We start from the raw sequence: 17,274 nt of genomic DNA, 5'->3' as shown, positions 1-17,274 counted from the left end.
AGCGACAGGCATCAACCGCGCTTCCGACAATCCCCCCAGCCCTTTATAGTTCGCGCCATCAAGCCTTCTTTCGAGACCCGCGATGAGCCAGGACACGCCGTACATCTTCGATGCCACCACCGCCACTTTCGATCAGATGGTCATCGAGAACTCCTTTCACAAACCCGTGCTGGTGGATTTCTGGGCCGAGTGGTGTGCGCCGTGCAAGGTGCTGATGCCGCTGCTGCAGCAGATTGCCGAGAGTTATCAGGGCGAATTGCTGCTGGCCAAGGTCGACTGCGACGCTGAACAGGACATCGTGGCGCGCTTCGGCATTCGCAGCCTGCCTACTGTGGTGCTGTTCAAGGACGGCCAACCGGTGGATGGGTTCTCCGGCGCCCAGCCTGAATCGCAAATCCGCGCGCTGCTTGAGCCCCATGTGCAGATGCCGCCGCCAGCCGCCGCCGACCCGCTGAAAACCGCGCAGGCGATGTTCGCCGAGAGCCATTTCGCCGAAGCCGAAGCGGTCCTGCAGACCATCCTCGCCGAGGACAACACCAATGCTGCGGCCCTGATTCTGTACGCGCGTTGCCTGGCCGAACGCGGCGAGCTGACGGAAGCCCGCACGGTGCTGGACGCGGTGAAAGGCGATGAGCACAAAGCCGCGCTGGCCGGAGCGAAGGCGCAATTGACGTTTCTGGCCGAAGCCGCCGCGGTGCCTGACGCCGCTGAGCTGAAATCGCGCCTGGCGCAGAACCCGCAGGACGATGAAGCCGCGCACCAGTTGGCGATCCAGCAATTGTCCCGTCAGCAATACGAAGCCGCGTTGGAGGGACTGCTCAAGCTGTTCGTCCGGAACCGCAGCTACAACGAAGGCCAGCCGCACAAGACGCTGCTGCAGGTGTTCGACTTGCTGGGGAACGATCATCCGCTGGTGACTACCTATCGTCGTCGGTTGTTTGCGGCGCTTTACTAGCCTTCCCGGCTGAAGCTCGTCCTACATTGACGGGCCGAGCCAGTCCCATAGATCTACGCGGTCCTATGGGGGTCCTGCAGGCTGTGTATCACTCAACCCAGTGATACACCGGCGTGTCGCCCTGGCTTTCCACTTTCACGTTGGCGCTGTGACGCATGCGCACCATCAGGCGTTTGCCCGCAGCGGTGCTGCCCGAGAGACCTTCCAGCTGACCGAGCAGATCCGGCCCGTTCAGGTGACCTGCCTTGCGCAACAGCGCCTGAGCGATATCCCAGACAGCATCGTTGCGGCTGGCGACAGGTTTGACCGGCGTATCAGTGGGCGTAGACGCTTCCCGCACCTGCGTGCCCAACTGAACACCCAGCCGAGCCCAATCGGCGTCGTCCATTTCCACAGTCAGATCCACCGGCAGATCGCCGACGGTTCCACGGATTCGCAGCATGGGGTGTGTCCTCTGATAGGGCGGACCGGCATGGTCCCACAGGAATTGGCGACCTGCACGTGATCCCTGAACCCTCCGCGACGCACCTCCATAAGCGCTGCCTGAAAAAGTTAAGAAACGGCGCCACACATTGTTATAAGATTACATAACACATTTCAGACTCGCTTCCGGAGCTTTCCCCCATGCGTCGTTTGCTACTCGCCCTGCCCTTCGCCCTGCTGCCCCTCGCCGTCGCCTTCGCGGCCGATGAACATGACCACGATCATGAGCACGGCAGTCTCGGCGCGCACGTCCACGGTGTCGCGCGGCTGGATATGGCGCTGGACGGCCGCACGCTGGAACTGGAACTCGACACCCCGGCCATGAATATCGTCGGCTTTGAGCACCCGGCAACCACCGACGCAGACAAAATGACCCTTGCCCTGGCCAAGGAAACCCTGCTCAAGCCCCACGCGCTGTTCAGTCTTCCGGAAGCGGCCGGCTGCACCGCCACCAGACAACGGGTGGAAAGCACGCTGTTCGGCGACAAGGATGACGACGATCACGACCACGCCGATGGCGACGCCGCCGAACACGAGCACAGCGAAATTCATGGCCACTATCAATTCACCTGCAGCGCGCCAAATGTGTTCAACAAGCTCGATCTGACCCAACTGTTCAAAAGCTTCCCGGCCACTCAGACCATTCAGGTGCAGTTGGTGACACCGAAACGCCAAATGGGCGCCGAAGTGCGTCCGAGCAATCCGGCGATCAAGTTTTAACCAACGCCGCTCCATCAGCGACCGGGCTTCCCGGTCGATCACTTTTCAGACGCACGTGTGGCCATGACTCAAGCGCTCATTGAATTGTCCGAACTCGGCTTCAGCTGGCCGGGGCATCCGCAACTGCTGGACATTCCGGCGTTTCGCCTTGATGCCGGCGAAACCCTGTTCCTCAAAGGCCCCAGCGGCAGCGGCAAAACCACACTGCTGGGTCTACTGGGCGGTGTGCAGCGCCCGAGTCGCGGCAGCGTTCGCCTGCTCGGTCAAGAGCTGACACAGCTCTCGGCCGGAGCGCGGGACCGCTTTCGTGTCGATCACACGGGCTACATTTTCCAGCAGTTCAACCTGCTGCCGTTTTTGTCAGTGCGCGAGAACGTCGAGCTGCCCTGCCGCTTTTCCACATTACGCACCCAGCGGGCGACCCAGCGCCACGGCAGCGTCGACACAGCGGCTGAAACCCTGCTCGCTCACCTGGGCTTGAAAGACCCTGAAATGCTGGGCCGCCGCGCCGACTCCCTGTCCATCGGTCAGCAGCAGCGCGTCGCTGCCGCACGCGCCCTGATCGGCCAGCCGGAACTGGTCATCGCCGACGAGCCCACCTCGGCGCTGGATGCCGACGCCCGCGAAGCCTTCATTCAGCTGCTGTTCGCCGAATGCCGCGAGGCCGGTGCCAGCCTGTTGTTCGTCAGCCATGATCAGAGCCTGGCGCCGCTGTTCGACCGCAACCTGTCGCTGGCCGAACTCAATCGCGCCGCCGTCGCTGCAGAGGTTTGAGATGTATCTTCTTCGTCTGGCGCTGGCCAGCCTCGCCAACCGCCGCTTCACTGCATTCCTCACCGCGTTCGCCATTGCCCTCTCCGTCTGCCTGCTGCTGGCGGTCGAACGGGTGCGCACCGAAGCGCGCGCGAGTTTCGCCAGCACCATCAGCGGCACAGACCTGATCGTCGGCGCGCGCTCGGGCTCGGTCAACCTGCTGCTCTACTCGGTGTTCCGCATCGGCAACGCCACCAACAACATTCGCTGGGACAGCTTCGAGCACTTCGCCAACAGCAAGCAGGTGAAGTGGGCGATCCCGATTTCCCTGGGTGACAGCCATCGCGGCTATCGGGTGATGGGCACCAACGAATCGTATTTCGAGCACTACCAGTACGGTCGTCAGCAGCACCTGGAGCTGGCCGACGGCCGGCCGTTTGCCACCGACCCGTTCGAAGTGGTGCTCGGCGCAGAAGTGGCGGACGCGCTGCATTACAAGCTCGGCGACAAGCTGGTGCTGGCCCACGGCGTCGCGACGGTGAGCCTGGTCAAGCATGACGACAAGCCGTTCACCGTCGTCGGCATCCTCAAACGCACCGGCACGCCGGTGGACCGCACGCTGCACATCAGCCTGGGCGGTATGGAAGCGATTCACATCGACTGGCACAACGGCGTGCCGGCACAAGGCGCCGGTCGGATCAGTGCCGACCAGGCACGCAATATGGACCTCACGCCCACGGCCATCACTGCCTTCATGCTCGGGCTGAACAGCAAGATCGCGACCTTTGCCGTGCAGCGCGAGATCAACGAGTTCCGCGGCGAACCGATGCTGGCGATTCTGCCGGGGGTGGCGCTGCAGGAGCTGTGGAGCCTGATGGGCACCGCTGAAAAAGCGCTGTTCGTGATCTCGTTGTTCGTTGTCTTGACCGGACTGATCGGCATGCTGACGGCGATTCTCACCAGCCTCAACGAGCGGCGCCGCGAGATGGCGATTCTGCGTTCGGTGGGCGCGCGGCCTTGGCATATCGCCAGTCTGCTGGTGCTGGAAGCCTTTGCCCTGGCGCTGGCAGGCTCGGTCTGCGGCCTGGCGCTGCTTTACATCGGCATTGCCTCCGCGCAGGGTTACGTGCAGGCCAATTACGGTTTGTATTTGCCGCTCTCCCTGCCCAGCGCCTACGAGTGGACGCTGCTGGCAGGCATTCTCGGCGCTGCCGTGTTGATGGGCACCGTGCCCGCGTGGCGAGCCTATCGCCAGTCGCTGGCAGACGGGTTGTCGATTCGTTTATGAGGTCGTTGTGATGCGGATGGGTTGGATGCTGGTAATGCTCGTCGTGACGCCGTTGTGGGCGCAGGACCTGCGCGTGCTGACGTGGCAGGAAATGATCCCGCCTGACGCGCCGCCGGTGAAGCTGATCACCGCGCCCATTCACAACCTGTCGAGCATGGCGGACACCCTGTCAGTCGAGTCGGCGCCCGCCGCCCATCAACTGGCGCCCCATGCGCCGGTGGTCAAATCGCTCGATGGCCAGCGAGTGCGGCTGCCGGGGTATATCGTGCCGCTGGAAGTCAGCGAGGAAGGCCGGGTGACAGAGTTTCTGTTGGTGCCCTACTTCGGCGCCTGCATTCACGTGCCCCCACCGCCGCCGAATCAGATCGTCCACGTGACGAGCGAACTGGGCGTCAAGGTGGACGAGCTGTACCAACCCTACTGGATCGAAGGCCCGATGCAGGTCAAATCCTCGACCAGCGAATTGGCCGACGCGGGTTACCAGATGGAAGCGGACAAGATTCTGGTGTACGAAATGCCGGATGAGCAGTGAGTGGCCGTTAACAGGCACACCCTAATCGAGTTTTCATTGAGCCAGGTCAAAAACCGCGACCTAGACGCTTCGTAACATACGGCATACCTTTTTTATGCCCTTACGGAGCCCCCATGCACAAGTACCTGCTCAGCGCGCCCCTGCTCGCGCTTGCACTCGGTGTCCCCCTCGCTGCTCACGCCCACCAGGCCGGTGACTTCATCATTCGCGCCGGTGCTGCCACAACGGCGCCCAATGAAGAGAGCGGCAACCTCAAGCTGGACGGCACCAAAGTCCCGGGGACCAAAGCGACACTGGACAGCGACACCCAACTGGGCCTGGCCTTCGCCTACATGCTCACCGACCACGTGGGCCTTGAGTTGCTGGCGGCAACGCCTTTCCAGCACACCGTTGCGGTCAAGGGCCTGGGCCCGGGTCTGGATGGCAAGCTGGCGGACGTGAAGCAGCTGCCGCCGACCCTGTCGCTGCAGTACTACCCGATGGATGCGACGTCGAAATTCCAGCCCTATGCCGGTGTCGGCGTGAACTACACCTGGTTCTACGATGAAAACCTGAGCAGCGAACGCAAAGGCCAGGGCATGAACAACCTGCACATCAAGAATTCGTGGGGCTGGGCCGGTCAGATCGGCGCGGACTACATGCTGACGGACAAGATCATGTTCAACGCCGCCGTCTGGTACGTGGACATCGACACCCAAGCGACGCTGGACGGCCCGTCGGCGCTGGGCGTCGGCCGGACCAAAGTGAACGTGGACGTCGATCCGTGGGTGTACATGGTTGGCGTGGGCTACAAGTTCTAAGCGCTTGCGCCCCAACGAACAGGCATAAAAAAGGCACCTCATCGGTGCCTTTTTGCTGCGCGGGTTTCAGCGCCCCAGCAGTCGCGCCAGCCCGACCTTCAGCGGCGTGGGCTCTGGCACTTTGAAGCGCTCAAGCAGACGCTGATTGCTCGCCCGGGAATGCTTGATGTCACCCGAACGCGCCGGCAGGTAGCTTACCGCTGGCAGGTTCCCCACCACCTCGGCAAGGGCGGCCAGCAGCTCATTCAGCGAAGTCGTCGCGTTCAGGCCGACATTGACCGCGCCCTCTGCCACGGTCGGCATTTCGATTCCCTGTACCACAAGGTCAACCAGGTCCTCGACGTAGAAGAAGTCGCGGGTCTGCTCGCCATCACCGAAAACGGCAATCGGCAGGCCGTTTACCGCACGCTCTGCGAAGATGCTGATCACGCCGGAGTACGGCGATGAAGGGTCTTGGCGCGGGCCGAAGATGTTGAAGAAGCGGAACACGACAGGCTCCAAACCATGCTGACGGCGATAGAAATCGAAGTAGTGCTCACCGGCCAGTTTGTCCGACGCATAGGGCGTCAGCGGTGCTTTCGGGGTGTCTTCGGTGATGGCCTCGCCTTCACCGTTGTTGCCGTACACCGCAGCGCTGGAAGCAAACACCACGCGTTTGATACCGGCCTGGCGCATCGCTTCGCAGACATTCAGCGTGCCGATGAAATTGCTCTGGTGCGTCTTCACCGGATCATCCACCGAGGCCTGCACCGACGCGACGGCAGCCAGGTGCGCCACGGCCTGGCAACCTACCGCCGCTCGGGCCACCAGCGCGGCATCGGCCACATCACCTTCGATCAGCTCAACACGCGGGTTGTCCAGCGGCAGGTTGCTGGGCTTGCCGGTGGACAGGTCGTCGAGAATACGCACGGCATAGCCTTTGGCGAGCAGCGCGTCCGTCAGGTGCGAACCGATGAAACCGGCGCCGCCGGTGATGAGGACAGGAGCATCAGACATGGCGGTAATAGCGGTCCAGTAGGTTGGGCAGGCCGGCACGCCAGGCGCGTGGCTTGATACCGAAAGTGTGGAGAATTTTCTTGCAGGCGAGCACGGCGTTCTGCGGCTCCTCGCTGGCGTCCGGACGTGCGGCGTGGGCCTGCGCGGTAGGTACCTCGATCGCCAGCGGGCGCAGCAGACGGGCTTCGGTCAACACGGCCTGACCGAACGCCAGTGGCGTGGTCGCTTCGTGGCCGGCGTAGTGATAAGTGCCCCACAGCGGCGCGGCGCAATCGAGCTGTTTGAGCACCGAAATGATCACCCTCGCGGCATCGTCGACCGGCGTCGGATTGCCACGACGGTCGTCTGCCAGCAGCAATTCACCGGGGGATTCGGCGCGGCTGAGAAAGCGCCCCAGTACGCCTTCGGCGCTGTCGTCGAGCAGCCAGCCAAAACGCAGCAGCACATGCTGCGGACAGGTTGCCCGCACGCTTTGCTCGATGCGCCACAGGGCCTGCCCACGGGAACCCAGCGGCACGGGCTCGTCTTTTTCGCTGTAAGCCGTCGCCCGCGAACCGTCGAAAACTCGGTAGCTGGAGGGTTGAACAAGGACGATGTTGTGGTGCTGGCACAGTTCAGCGAGACGCTCCACAGAGCGTTCCTGATTATCCAGCCTGTCAGCGCTTACCCGATCCGCCTGAAACCAGTCGAAGTAGTAAGCGAGATTGATCAAGGCATCCGGGCGGGTGTCATCGAGCAGTTGCGTCAGGCTTGCCGCATCCCAACCGTCTTGCGGTGGGCGCGGCGCGAGGAATCCAATGTTCTCCTCGGCACCTAGACGAATCAACGCCTGCCCGAGGGCATTCCCGCCGCCCAATAGCATAAGGCGCATTCGCATAGAGTCAGCAGGCTCAGTCTTCAGGTCGATTAAAATTAGGTGAAAAACGTCCGCAAACATAACACGTCGACGGGCAAGTCCCAACAGCCTCGGGCGCGCGGGACTGCGTGAAGCTGTTGAGGCGCGCCGCCGATCACTTGGCCCGGTATCTGCCTCTTGCATCTGCCTGCCTGCGCCCGCATTAATTAGCGATGAACCTTCCCCAGACACCCGACCCGGTGCTCGACGCCTTTCATCCGGCGGTCAGCGCGTGGTTTCGCTCGACATTCCCGGCCATTACCGCGGCCCAGGCCCAGGCGTGGCCGCTGATCAAACGCCGCGAGTCCACGCTGATTGCCGCGCCCACCGGATCCGGGAAAACCCTGACCGCGTTTCTGGCGGTCATCGATGATCTGGTGCATCAGGGGCTGGAGCGGGGTGGCGAGCTGCCGAACGAGACCTTCGTGGTGTACGTTTCGCCCCTGAAAGCGCTGTCCAACGACATCCAGATCAATCTGCAAAACCCGCTGGCGGGCATCACCGATCAGCTGATTCAGCAAGGTCTGCCCGGGCTGCGCATCACCACTGCCGTGCGCACCGGTGACACGCCGCAGAAAGAACGCACCGCGATGCGTAAAACCGCGCCGAACATTTTGGTGACGACGCCGGAATCGCTCTACGTGCTGCTGGGGTCCGACTCCGGTCGGCGCATGCTCGCGAGCACGCAGACCGTCATCGTCGATGAGATTCACGCGATCGCGGCCGGCAAGCGCGGCAGTCATCTCGCCCTGACACTGGAGCGTTTACAGGCGCTGTGTGCAAAACCGCTGCTGCGCATCGGGCTGTCGGCGACGCAAAAACCTATCGAGCGGGTGTCGCGCTTTCTGGTGGGCAGCGACCCGGTCAGCCGGCCGTGCGCCATCGTCGACATCGGCCACGCGCGCCCCCGGGATCTGGCTATCGAAGTGCCGCCTGTGGCCCTGAGCGCCGTGATGTCAAGCGACGTCTGGCAACTGGTCTACGACCGGCTCGCGGTGCTGGCGCGTGAACATCGCACCACGCTGATTTTCGTCAACACCCGGCGCCTGGCCGAGCGCATGGCGCGGCATTTGAGCGAGCGACTGGGCAACGAGGCCGTTGCCGCCCACCACGGCAGCATGGCCAAGGAACAGCGGCTCGACGCCGAGCAGCGCCTCAAGCGCGGTGACCTGCAGGTACTGATCGCCACGGCGTCGTTGGAACTGGGGATAGACATTGGCGACGTCGATCTGGTCTGCCAGATCAGCTCGCCCCGCTCCATCGCGTCCTTTTTGCAGCGCGTCGGCCGCTCCGGTCACCACGTAGGCGGCACACCCAAGGGGCGGCTGTTCGCGGTTTCCCGAGATGATCTGATCGAGTGCGCGGCGCTGCTGGATTGCGTGCGTCGCGGCGAGCTCGACACGCTGGTCATTCCCAAGGCGCCGCTGGATGTGCTGGCGCAGCAGATCATCGCCGAGGTCAGCTGTCAGGAATGGCAGGAGCAGGACCTGCTGGCGCTGTTCCGCAAGGCTTCGCCCTACGCCGACGTCGATGAAGGCCATTATCAGGCGCTGCTGAGCATGCTCGCCGAGGGTTACAGCGGGCGTCAGGGCGTGCGCGCGGCGTACCTGCATCGCGACGCGCTGACCCGCACGTTGCGTGGCCGGCGCGGTAGCAAACTCACGGCGGTCACCAGTGGCGGCACGATTCCGGACAACGCCGATTACAGCGTGGTCCTCGAACCCCAGGCGCTGAACATCGGTACCGTCAACGAAGACTTCGCCGTGGAGAGCGCCGCGGGGGACATCTTCCAGCTGGGCAACACGTCCTACCGGATTCTGCGGATCGAGTCCGGCCGCGTGCGGGTCGAGGACGCCCACGGCATGCCGCCGAACATTCCGTTCTGGATGGGTGAAGCGCCCGGGCGCAGCGACGAGTTGTCGTTCGCCGTCGCCCGCTTGCAGGCCGACATCGACGAGCAGCTCAGCGCCCACCCCGGCAATCTTCAGGCCTGCACGGACTGGCTGGTAAAAAGCCTGGGCCTGGACCTCGCCAGCGCCGAGCAGATCATTGAATACCTCGCCCGCGCGCACTCGGCCCTGGGCGCGCTGCCGTCACAGGACACGCTGGTCATCGAGCGCTTTTTCGATCAGTCCGGCGGCACGCAACTGGTGATTCATTCCCCGTTCGGCAGCCGGGTCAATCGCGCGTGGGGGCTGGCGCTGCGCAAGCGCTTCTGCCGAACCTTCAACTTCGAGCTGCAAGCCGCCGCCAGCGAGGACGCCATCGTGCTGTCGCTGTCCACGGCGCACAGCTTTGCGCTTGACGAAGTCTGGCGTTATCTCAACGCCGCCACCGCCGAGCATTTACTGATTCAGGCGGTGCTGGATGCGCCGCTGTTCGGCGTGCGCTGGCGCTGGAACGCCGGTGTCGCCCTGGCCCTGCCGCGTTACACCGGGGGGCGAAAAGTGGCGCCTCAGTTGCAGCGGATCAAGAGCGATGACCTGATCGCCACGGTGTTTCCGGACCAGATCGCCTGCCTGGAAAATCTGGTGGGCGAGCGGGATGTGCCGGAGCATCCGCTGATCGAGCAGACCCTGGACGACTGCCTGCACGAAGCCATGGACGCCGAAAGCTGGCTGAAACTGCTGCGGCGCATGGAAAACGGCGAGGTGCGTCTGGTCAGTCGCGATCTGCCTGCGCCCTCCCCGCTGGCGGCGGAAATCCTCAACGCCAAGCCGTATGCGTTTCTCGACAACGCGCCGCTGGAAGAACGTCGCACCCAGGCGGTGCTCAATCGGCGCTGGAGCGACCCGGAATCCACCGACGATCTCGGCGCGCTGGATGTCGATGCGATCAAAGCGGTGGCCGATGAAGCCTGGCCGCAGCCGCAAAACGTGGATGAGATGCACGAGGCGCTCATGAGCCTGGGGTGCATCACCGGCGTTGAGGCCCGCGAGCACAGCGACTGGATGAAATGGCTGGAGAGCCTGGCCCGCTCGGGTCGTGGCACGCGCTTGCAGGTCACCCCGGAACAGGCGCTGTGGATTCCTCTGGAGCGGCTGACGTGTTTGCAGGCGATCTACCCCGCCGCTGAAATGCACCCGCCATTGGCGGCATTGGCCGGGTTCGATGAAGCGTGGACCGAAGACGAAGCGCGCGTCGAAATCGTGCGGGCGCGGCTGGGCGGTTTCGGCCCGCTTACGGTCGCTGACATTGCCGAGCCACTGGCGCTGACGCAGAACGAAGTCGCCCAGGCACTCGCGCAGCTGGAGAACGAAGGTTACGTGCTGCGCGGTCAGTTCAACCCTGACGCCGGCAAGGAAGAATGGTGCGAGCGGCATCTGCTGTCGCGCATTCACCGTTACACGGTCAAACGCCTGCGCCGGGAAATCGAGCCGGTGTCGCTGCAGGACTTCACTCGATTCCTGTTCGACTGGCAGCATCTGTCTGCCACGACCCAAAGCCAGGGCAAAGCCGCGCTGCCGGAAGTCGTCGCGCAACTGGAAGGTTTCTCGTCGGCGGCAGGCGCCTGGGACAGTGATCTTCTTCCGGCACGCCTGAAGGACTATTCATCGATCTGGCTGGATGACTTGTGTCGGTCCGGCAAGGTGGTGTGGATGCGTCTGACCAGTCGCAACAAGGTGGGCAGCGCTGCGTTGCGCAGTACGCCGATTGTGCTGCTGCCGCGACCGCAGGTCCGCCTGTGGACCGGGCTGACCGAACAGCCGGCGCCGACTGAATTATCCCTGCGCGCGCAGAAGGTTCACGAGGTATTGTCGAGCCAGGGCGCGATGTTTTTCGATGAGCTGACCGGCGAAGCGCACTTGTTGCGGGCCGAGCTGGAGACGGCACTGCAGGAATTGGTCGGTGCCGGGTTGGTCAATGCCGACAGCTTCGCCGGGCTGCGAGCGCTGATCACCCCGGCGAGCAAACGCAGCAGCCACACCAGTCGACGCAATCGCGGCGCGTTCATTGGCGGCATGGACGATGCCGGGCGCTGGGCGTTGTTGCGTCGCGCGCCGGCGAAAGAAGAAGGCGCGTCACAACGGATCGACAGTGACACGCTGGAGCATGTCGCCATGACCTTGCTGCGCCGATACGGCGTGGTGTTCTGGCGCCTGTTGGAGCGCGAGGCGGACTGGCTGCCGACTTGGCGCGAGCTGCTGCGCACGTTCCACAGGCTTGAGGCACGCGGAGAGATTCGCGGCGGGCGCTTCGTTTCAGGCCTGGCCGGTGAGCAATTCGCATTGCCCGAAGCCATCCCGCTGTTGCGCGAAGTCCGCAACCGCCCATTGGACGGCAGCTTGATTGCCGTCAGCGGCGTCGACCCGCTCAACCTCGCCGGGACGCTGCTGCCCGGCGCGAAGGTCCCGGCGATTGTGGGCAACAAGCTGGTTTACCGCGACGGCATCCCCATCGCCGCCATCATCGCCGGCAAGCCCCAGTATTGGGGCGAGGTGGATGAGGCGCTGATGTTGCAGGTGCGCGATCGGCTGTTCCGGTAGATCTCAAGCCGGGCTTTCGGACCCGTCCTTGTTCACTACCGAGGTCTTGCCGGGCAGCGCTTGTTGCTCAGCGCCCTCTTCCCCCTCAGGTGCCTGGCGATTGTGCGGGCTCATCACCAGCTGTGGATAAGTTTGCGCGAATCGCACCTCAGGAGACTTATCCACAAGTCGCTTGAGCCGATCATTGAATGCACGGCTCACCGCGTACTGCCCGCCCGATGACGTACGGAACTGCGCCGTGATGACGATCCCATTCATGTCCATGCGGTCCAGCCCGAACACCTCCAGCGGCCCCTGCAGTTTGCTCGCCAGCAGTAAATCGTCGCTGATCGACTGGCCCGCTTCACGAATCAGCGAGGTCGCCGCGTCCACGTCGGTGTCGTAGGTGAACTGGAACGAGAAGAAGGCGTAGGCGAACTGCCGCGACTGGTTGGTGACCGCCTTGATCTGCCCGAACGGCACCGAATGCACGAAGCCCTTGCCGTCGCGCAGACGCAACGTACGGATCGTCAGGCTCTCGACCGTGCCGGCATGGCCTGAATCCAGCACCACCCAATCGCCGATGGAGATAGTGTCCTCGATGATGATAAACAGGCCGGTAATAACGTCCTGCACCAACTGCTGCGAACCGAAGCCGATCGCCAGACCGACAACCCCCGCACCGGCCAGCAGTGGCGCGACGTTGATGCCCAGATTGGCCATGGTCGTGATGGTGCAGATCACCACGAGGATGATCTTCATCGCGTTGCGCAGCAGCGGCAGGATGGTCTTCACCCGCGTGCTCGGCTGACGCGCGGAACGTCCATTGGCCGCAGGCTTCAGGGCTTCCTGAATGGCCGTGTCCATCACCACCCATAGCAGCCAGGTCACCAACAGAATCAGGCCGATGCTGCTGAGGGAATCGCTGATCACTTTGCCCAGTGCATTGCGTTGGGCAAATTCGAACAGCGAGAAACCCCAGATCCGGCCCAGCAACTCGATGAAGCCGATCGCCAGCGCAATACGCATGACCGCGTGCAACAGGCTCAGCAGACGCTCCTTGTAAACACTGTCGGTCCGCGTCTCGGTGGGCTTGAACACGTGCTGGAACAAGGTGCTCAGAAACACCGCGCCAATCAACAGGACTGTCGTCAGCAACGCGCAACGCAGGGCTTCCTGACTGCCTTCGCCGGCACCGATCAGATTCACCGCCGAGACCAGAATCATCAGCAGGATCGGCAAGTGCCACAGGCTGGAGAAAATCTTCAGCGTCTGTTGCACCGCGGGCCGCGCCAGCCGGGCGCCGAGGGAACGGTTGCGGATCAGATGGGCGATCGGCCGACGCATGCGGATGACGACCATGCCAAACATGACCGACGCCATCAGCCCGGTGAACGCCGCGATGCTGGTGGTCACGTTGCCACCAAACAGCCGGGCAATCTGCGGGCTGGTCAACGCGTCGCTCAACGCCGCGAGAAAGCCGATGATGAACAGCGGATGCGGCGCGTAGTGACGAATGATGCGCACCGCTGGCCGTTTATGGCCCGAGTTGAACAGCACAATCAGGGACAACAGCACCGAGGTGGAGAAAATCCCGCTGCTGGTCGAGTACGCCAGACACAGCGCCAGCGCGCGTCCGACCGATGTCGGCATGAAGTGGCTGACGTACAGGGTCAGCGGCAGGCAGATGAGCGCCGGCACCATATAAGGAAGCATATAACCCAGCACCCCGACCACGCGATCACGGCGAATCAAAAACCGGTGCCGCGATAGCCGGGTGACGAGGAACGCGCCGATGCGATTGAGCAGCAGGAACGCCCCCGCCCACACCAGGGACAGCATCACGAAATCGCCGGCGATCCGCCACGCTGAGCGCGACTGCGGCTTGTTGACCAGCGCGTCGATCTCGTCGGCGGCGCGGTCAGCGCGCAGACGCCAGGAGTCGAGCAGGTGGCCATCCACATCGAGCTTGTCTTGCACGCTGTCGATGCTGGAACTGATGGCGCCGAGCAATCCTCCCTTGACCAGAATCTCCGCTTTGGCGGGATCCTCCGGTGCAGAATCGGCGGGTGCCGCAGCGGCAGCGGTTGTTGCGGCGGGGGCGTCAGCGGCTTGAACATTGACGCTGCAAACGCTTAACAGCAGGCAAAGCAACAGAAAGGGTTTGAAATTCGGCAAAACGCGAGTCACTCCTTCGATCAGGGAACCGTGGAAAAAACGGCCCTCTGACACTGATCGGATTTCACCCGGCAAGTTCGATCCGACACGCAATCGTCATGTTGGCCGTTGACGGTCCTCTTACCGACAAATGTAACGAACCTTTACCGAGCCGCTTCGTCGTAGCCTTACGAGGGCGACTGTCTCCAGTGCGCCCGCTCCGCCGAGGATCAACCCCATGTCGCTCATCCATCCCAAAGCCCATTTCCGCCCCTACACCTCTGCCGCCGGCGGTTGGGGCTCGGCGAAGTCGGTGATGGAGATCCTCTGGCGTGAGCAGGCACCGATTCGCGCAGGCCTGCCGCTGATCAAGCAGAACAAGCCGGGCGGATTTGCCTGTGTCAGCTGCGCATGGGCCAAGCCCGGCAAACCCCACAGCCTGGAGTTCTGCGAAAACGGCGCGAAGGCCACCGCGTGGGAGCTGACGTCGCGGAAGACCGACCCGGCCTTTTTCGCCCGGCACACCCTCACCGAGTTGCGCCAGTGGCCCGATTACGACCTTGAGCAACAGGGCCGCCTCACGCACCCCATGCGGTACAACGCTGGAACTGATCGTTACCAGGAAACCACGTGGGAGGAGGCCTACCGCGACATTGGCGCGCAGCTGAAAAGCATGACGCCGGAGAGCGTGGTTTTTTATGCATCGGGGCGGGCCTCGCTGGAAACGTCGTTCATGTACCAACTGGTCGCCCGTGCCTACGGCAACAACAATTTGCCCGACAGCTCGAACATGTGCCACGAGAGCACGTCGGTCGGCCTGCAGGAAAGTATCGGCGTACCGGTAGGAACAGTGACGCTGGATGACTTCGAGCACACCGATTGCATCCTGTTTTTCGGCCAGAACGTGGGCAGCAACAGCCCGCGTATGCTGCATCAGCTGCGTGAAGCGCGGCAGCGTGACGTGCCGATCATCACGTTCAATCCGATCCGCGAGCGCGGCCTGGAACGCTTCGTCAATCCGCAGTCCCCGGTGGAAATGCTCGGGCCGAAATCGACGGTCATCAGCACTCAATATCACCAGCTGGCAATCGGTGGCGACACGGCGGTGGTGCTGGGCATTGCCAAATCGCTGTTCGAAATGGACGAGGCGGCGTTGGCTAAGGGTCAGCCCGGAGTCATCGATCAGGGGTTTATCGCCCAGCACACCGAAGGATTCGCCGAGTTCTGCAACTGCGCGCTCGAAACGCCTTGGGACACCATCGAGCGTCAGGCAGGACTGAGCCGCAGCGCGCTGGAGGCGGTGGCGACGGTGTACGCCAGACACGAGCGCGTGATGCTGGTTTACGGCATGGGCATCACCCAACACCGGCGCGGCGTGACTAACGTGCAGATGTTGGTGAACCTGCTCCTGCTGCGCGGCAACATCGGCAAGCGCGGCGCCGGGATTTGCCCGGTGCGCGGTCACTCCAACGTGCAGGGCCAGCGCACCGTCGGCATTACCGAAGACCCGAACAAGATTCCTGTGGATAAGATTGAGGCACTGTATGGCTTCGCGGTCCCCTCGAAAAAAGGCCTGAATACCGTTGAGACCTGCGAAGGACTTCTGGACGGGAGCGTGCGCGGATTCATCGGGCTCGGCGGGAATTTTCTGCGGGCGATCCCCGACACGTCCCGCATGGAGCCGGCCTGGAATACCTTGGACCTGAACGTTCAGATCGCCACCAAGCTAAACCGCACTCATCTGGTGCCGGGCAAGAACGCGTGGATCCTGCCCTGCCTCGGGCGCATCGAAAAGGATGTGCAAAACGGCGTCGAGCAGGTTTATACCACCGAAGACAGCACCGGCTGCGTGCGGGCGTGGCAGGGTAACAGCGAACCGGCCAGCGCCCACGCCCGCGCCGAAGCCGCGATCCTCGCTGGCATTGCCGAGGCAACATTATCCGGTGCCACCCGGATCGATTGGGACGCCTGGCGCCGCGATTACGCGCTGATCCGTCAGGGCATCGCTCAGGTCTATCCCGAGATTTTCCACGACATGGAAACCCGCATGTGGGAAACCGGCGGCTTTCATCGCCCCATCGCGGCAGCGAAGCGTGAATGGAAAACCGAGAGTGGCCGCGCGATGTTCATCACGCCCGAACTGCTCGAAGAAAACGATGACGTGTACCCGAACCACACACGCCGCGACGTGCTGCAACTGATGACGTTGCGCAGCAATGACCAGTTCAACACCACGATTTACGGCTACGAAGATCGCTTCCGTGGCGTGAGCGGCACCCGCGCGGTCATCTTCATGAACCGCAACGACGTCCTGCGAATGGGCTTCAAACCGGGAGACTGGGTCAACGTCACCACCGCCATCGAGCCTCAGGTCACGCGTTCGGTAGGACCTCTGCAGATCATTGCCTATGACATCCCCGAGAACTGCTGCGCGGCGTACTACCCCGAGTGCAATCCACTTGTTCCGTTGTGGCATCACGCTGAACGCAGCAAGGTGCCTGCGGCTAAATCCATCCCCGTAACGCTGGCCAAGGCATCACCCAGTGCAGAGGATTTGAAACGCGCGCTGCCGGAGTCTGACCAGGTGCGCTGAGCCTGTTCTTGGAGGAGCGGCTTGACGCGTGAGAACGGACGTTCTACCTTCTGCATCATGAATACATCAACGGCCAATACCCGCGAGAAAATCCTCGCAACCGCCGAACAGCTTATTTACCAGAATGGCATTCAGGCCACCGGCATGGACCTTCTGGTAAAGACGTCGGGCGTCGCGAGGAAAAGCATCTATCGCTACTTCGCTACCAAAGACGAGGTCGCGGCTGCTGCGCTCAACGCACGTGACGTACGCTGGATGGACTGGTTTCGGACTGAATCAAGCAAGGCCGACACCCCTGAAGCGCGCGTTCTAAATATGTTTGATGTGCTCAAAGGCTGGTTCGAGTCCGAAGGCTTTCGCGGCTGCGCGTTTATCAATACCGCCGGCGAAGTTGGCGATCCACAGGACCCCATCCGTCTTATTGCCAAGCTGCACAAGCAGAAACTGCTGGATTACACGCTGGAGCTCTGCGAGCAGCTCGGGATTGCCGATCCGCACACTCTTGCCAGACAGCTGCTCATCCTCATGGAAGGCGCGATCACCGTCGCTCGCGTCATGGGCGACTACAGTGCTGCAGAGAGCGCGAAGACTGTTGCCCAGCTGATGCTCGAACAGCGCTTGCGTTCCAGTTCCTAG

General features: G+C 62.8%; 13 protein-coding genes. 9 read left to right on the top strand and 4 right to left on the bottom strand.

Going from position 1 to position 17,274, the window contains the following annotated elements:
* The first annotated feature begins 82 nt into the window (after window positions 1-82).
* Complete coding sequence (gene trxA / locus IFT99_RS15960) at window positions 83-955, top strand: thioredoxin (protein ID WP_192133454.1); 873 nt, start codon at window positions 83-85, stop codon at window positions 953-955.
* An 88-nt stretch (window positions 956-1,043) separates the two neighbouring features.
* Here trxA and IFT99_RS15955 read toward each other — a convergent pair whose 3' ends face one another.
* Entirely contained in the window at window positions 1,044-1,397 is a 354-nt protein-coding gene (locus IFT99_RS15955; protein WP_192133452.1) for a hypothetical protein, read from the bottom strand.
* 182 nt (window positions 1,398-1,579) lie between these two features.
* On the opposite strand from IFT99_RS15955, the gene IFT99_RS15950 reads away from it, so the two are divergent.
* The 5 genes from IFT99_RS15950 (at window position 1,580) to IFT99_RS15930 (ending at window position 5,531) form a co-directional block, all read left to right on the top strand.
* On the top strand, window positions 1,580-2,158 hold the full coding sequence (locus IFT99_RS15950) for a DUF2796 domain-containing protein (RefSeq protein WP_065988438.1): 579 nt from the start codon (window positions 1,580-1,582) through the stop codon (window positions 2,156-2,158).
* 63 nt (window positions 2,159-2,221) lie between these two features.
* A complete protein-coding gene (locus tag IFT99_RS15945) occupies window positions 2,222-2,932 on the top strand; it encodes an ABC transporter ATP-binding protein (protein WP_192133450.1) in 711 nt (236 codons plus the stop codon).
* Between the two features lies 1 nt (window position 2,933).
* Window positions 2,934-4,199 carry an ABC transporter permease gene (locus IFT99_RS15940; RefSeq protein ID WP_192133448.1) on the top strand — a complete coding sequence of 422 codons (1,266 nt, stop codon included), beginning with the start codon at window positions 2,934-2,936 and terminating at the stop codon, window positions 4,197-4,199.
* Window positions 4,200-4,215: 16 nt separating this feature from the next.
* Window positions 4,216-4,731, top strand: coding sequence for a DUF3299 domain-containing protein (locus IFT99_RS15935; RefSeq protein WP_192133645.1), 516 nt, complete (start codon window positions 4,216-4,218; stop codon window positions 4,729-4,731).
* Window positions 4,732-4,844: 113 nt separating this feature from the next.
* Window positions 4,845-5,531, top strand: coding sequence for an OmpW/AlkL family protein (locus IFT99_RS15930; protein WP_192133446.1), 687 nt, complete (start codon window positions 4,845-4,847; stop codon window positions 5,529-5,531).
* Between the two features lie 66 nt (window positions 5,532-5,597).
* Here the strand turns inward: IFT99_RS15930 and IFT99_RS15925 are convergent, their stop codons facing one another.
* A complete protein-coding gene (locus tag IFT99_RS15925) occupies window positions 5,598-6,527 on the bottom strand; it encodes an NAD-dependent epimerase/dehydratase family protein (protein WP_192133444.1) in 930 nt (309 codons plus the stop codon).
* Window positions 6,520-7,404: a sugar nucleotide-binding protein gene (locus IFT99_RS15920; protein ID WP_065988444.1), complete on the bottom strand. Its 885-nt coding sequence runs from the start codon at window positions 7,402-7,404 to the stop codon at window positions 6,520-6,522. Before IFT99_RS15920 ends, IFT99_RS15925 begins: the two co-directional genes overlap by 8 nt.
* 191 nt (window positions 7,405-7,595) lie before the next feature.
* Between IFT99_RS15920 and IFT99_RS15915 the strand changes: the two genes are divergently transcribed.
* Window positions 7,596-11,909, top strand: a complete 4,314-nt coding sequence (locus tag IFT99_RS15915) for a DNA glycosylase AlkZ-like family protein (RefSeq protein ID WP_192133442.1) — start codon at window positions 7,596-7,598, stop codon at window positions 11,907-11,909.
* A gap of 3 nt (window positions 11,910-11,912) precedes the next feature.
* Here IFT99_RS15915 and IFT99_RS15910 read toward each other — a convergent pair whose 3' ends face one another.
* Window positions 11,913-14,066 (bottom strand): mechanosensitive ion channel family protein, encoded by a 2,154-nt coding sequence (locus IFT99_RS15910; protein WP_192133440.1) that lies wholly within the window; start codon window positions 14,064-14,066, stop codon window positions 11,913-11,915.
* A gap of 217 nt (window positions 14,067-14,283) precedes the next feature.
* On the opposite strand from IFT99_RS15910, the gene IFT99_RS15905 reads away from it, so the two are divergent.
* Together IFT99_RS15905 and IFT99_RS15900 are read left to right on the top strand one after the other, a co-directional pair.
* Window positions 14,284-16,638, top strand: a complete 2,355-nt coding sequence (locus IFT99_RS15905) for an FdhF/YdeP family oxidoreductase (protein WP_192133438.1) — start codon at window positions 14,284-14,286, stop codon at window positions 16,636-16,638.
* Between the two features lie 57 nt (window positions 16,639-16,695).
* Window positions 16,696-17,274: a TetR/AcrR family transcriptional regulator gene (locus IFT99_RS15900; RefSeq protein ID WP_192133643.1), complete on the top strand. Its 579-nt coding sequence runs from the start codon at window positions 16,696-16,698 to the stop codon at window positions 17,272-17,274.

It is taken from the genome of Pseudomonas sp. CFBP 8772 (assembly GCF_014841665.1).
Classification (GTDB): domain Bacteria; phylum Pseudomonadota; class Gammaproteobacteria; order Pseudomonadales; family Pseudomonadaceae; genus Aquipseudomonas; species Aquipseudomonas graminis_B.
This window is presented reverse-complemented; position numbering and strand designations above follow the sequence as displayed.

What these genes read in the sequence shown, in the direction of transcription:
- IFT99_RS15945 (WP_192133450.1), top strand. Translation starts at nt 2,222, where the DNA reads ATGACTCAAGCGCTCATTGAATTGTCCGAACTCGGCTTCAGCTGGCCG.
- IFT99_RS15935 (WP_192133645.1), top strand. Translation starts at nt 4,216, where the DNA reads ATGGGTTGGATGCTGGTAATGCTCGTCGTGACGCCGTTGTGGGCGCAG.
- IFT99_RS15950 (WP_065988438.1), top strand. Translation starts at nt 1,580, where the DNA reads ATGCGTCGTTTGCTACTCGCCCTGCCCTTCGCCCTGCTGCCCCTCGCC.
- IFT99_RS15925 (WP_192133444.1), bottom strand. Translation starts at nt 6,527, where the DNA reads ATGTCTGATGCTCCTGTCCTCATCACCGGCGGCGCCGGTTTCATCGGT.
- IFT99_RS15920 (WP_065988444.1), bottom strand. Translation starts at nt 7,404, where the DNA reads ATGCGAATGCGCCTTATGCTATTGGGCGGCGGGAATGCCCTCGGGCAG.
- IFT99_RS15940 (WP_192133448.1), top strand. Translation starts at nt 2,934, where the DNA reads ATGTATCTTCTTCGTCTGGCGCTGGCCAGCCTCGCCAACCGCCGCTTC.
- IFT99_RS15905 (WP_192133438.1), top strand. Translation starts at nt 14,284, where the DNA reads ATGTCGCTCATCCATCCCAAAGCCCATTTCCGCCCCTACACCTCTGCC.
- trxA (WP_192133454.1), top strand. Translation starts at nt 83, where the DNA reads ATGAGCCAGGACACGCCGTACATCTTCGATGCCACCACCGCCACTTTC.
- IFT99_RS15955 (WP_192133452.1), bottom strand. Translation starts at nt 1,397, where the DNA reads ATGCTGCGAATCCGTGGAACCGTCGGCGATCTGCCGGTGGATCTGACT.
- IFT99_RS15915 (WP_192133442.1), top strand. Translation starts at nt 7,596, where the DNA reads ATGAACCTTCCCCAGACACCCGACCCGGTGCTCGACGCCTTTCATCCG.
- IFT99_RS15900 (WP_192133643.1), top strand. Translation starts at nt 16,696, where the DNA reads ATGAATACATCAACGGCCAATACCCGCGAGAAAATCCTCGCAACCGCC.
- IFT99_RS15930 (WP_192133446.1), top strand. Translation starts at nt 4,845, where the DNA reads ATGCACAAGTACCTGCTCAGCGCGCCCCTGCTCGCGCTTGCACTCGGT.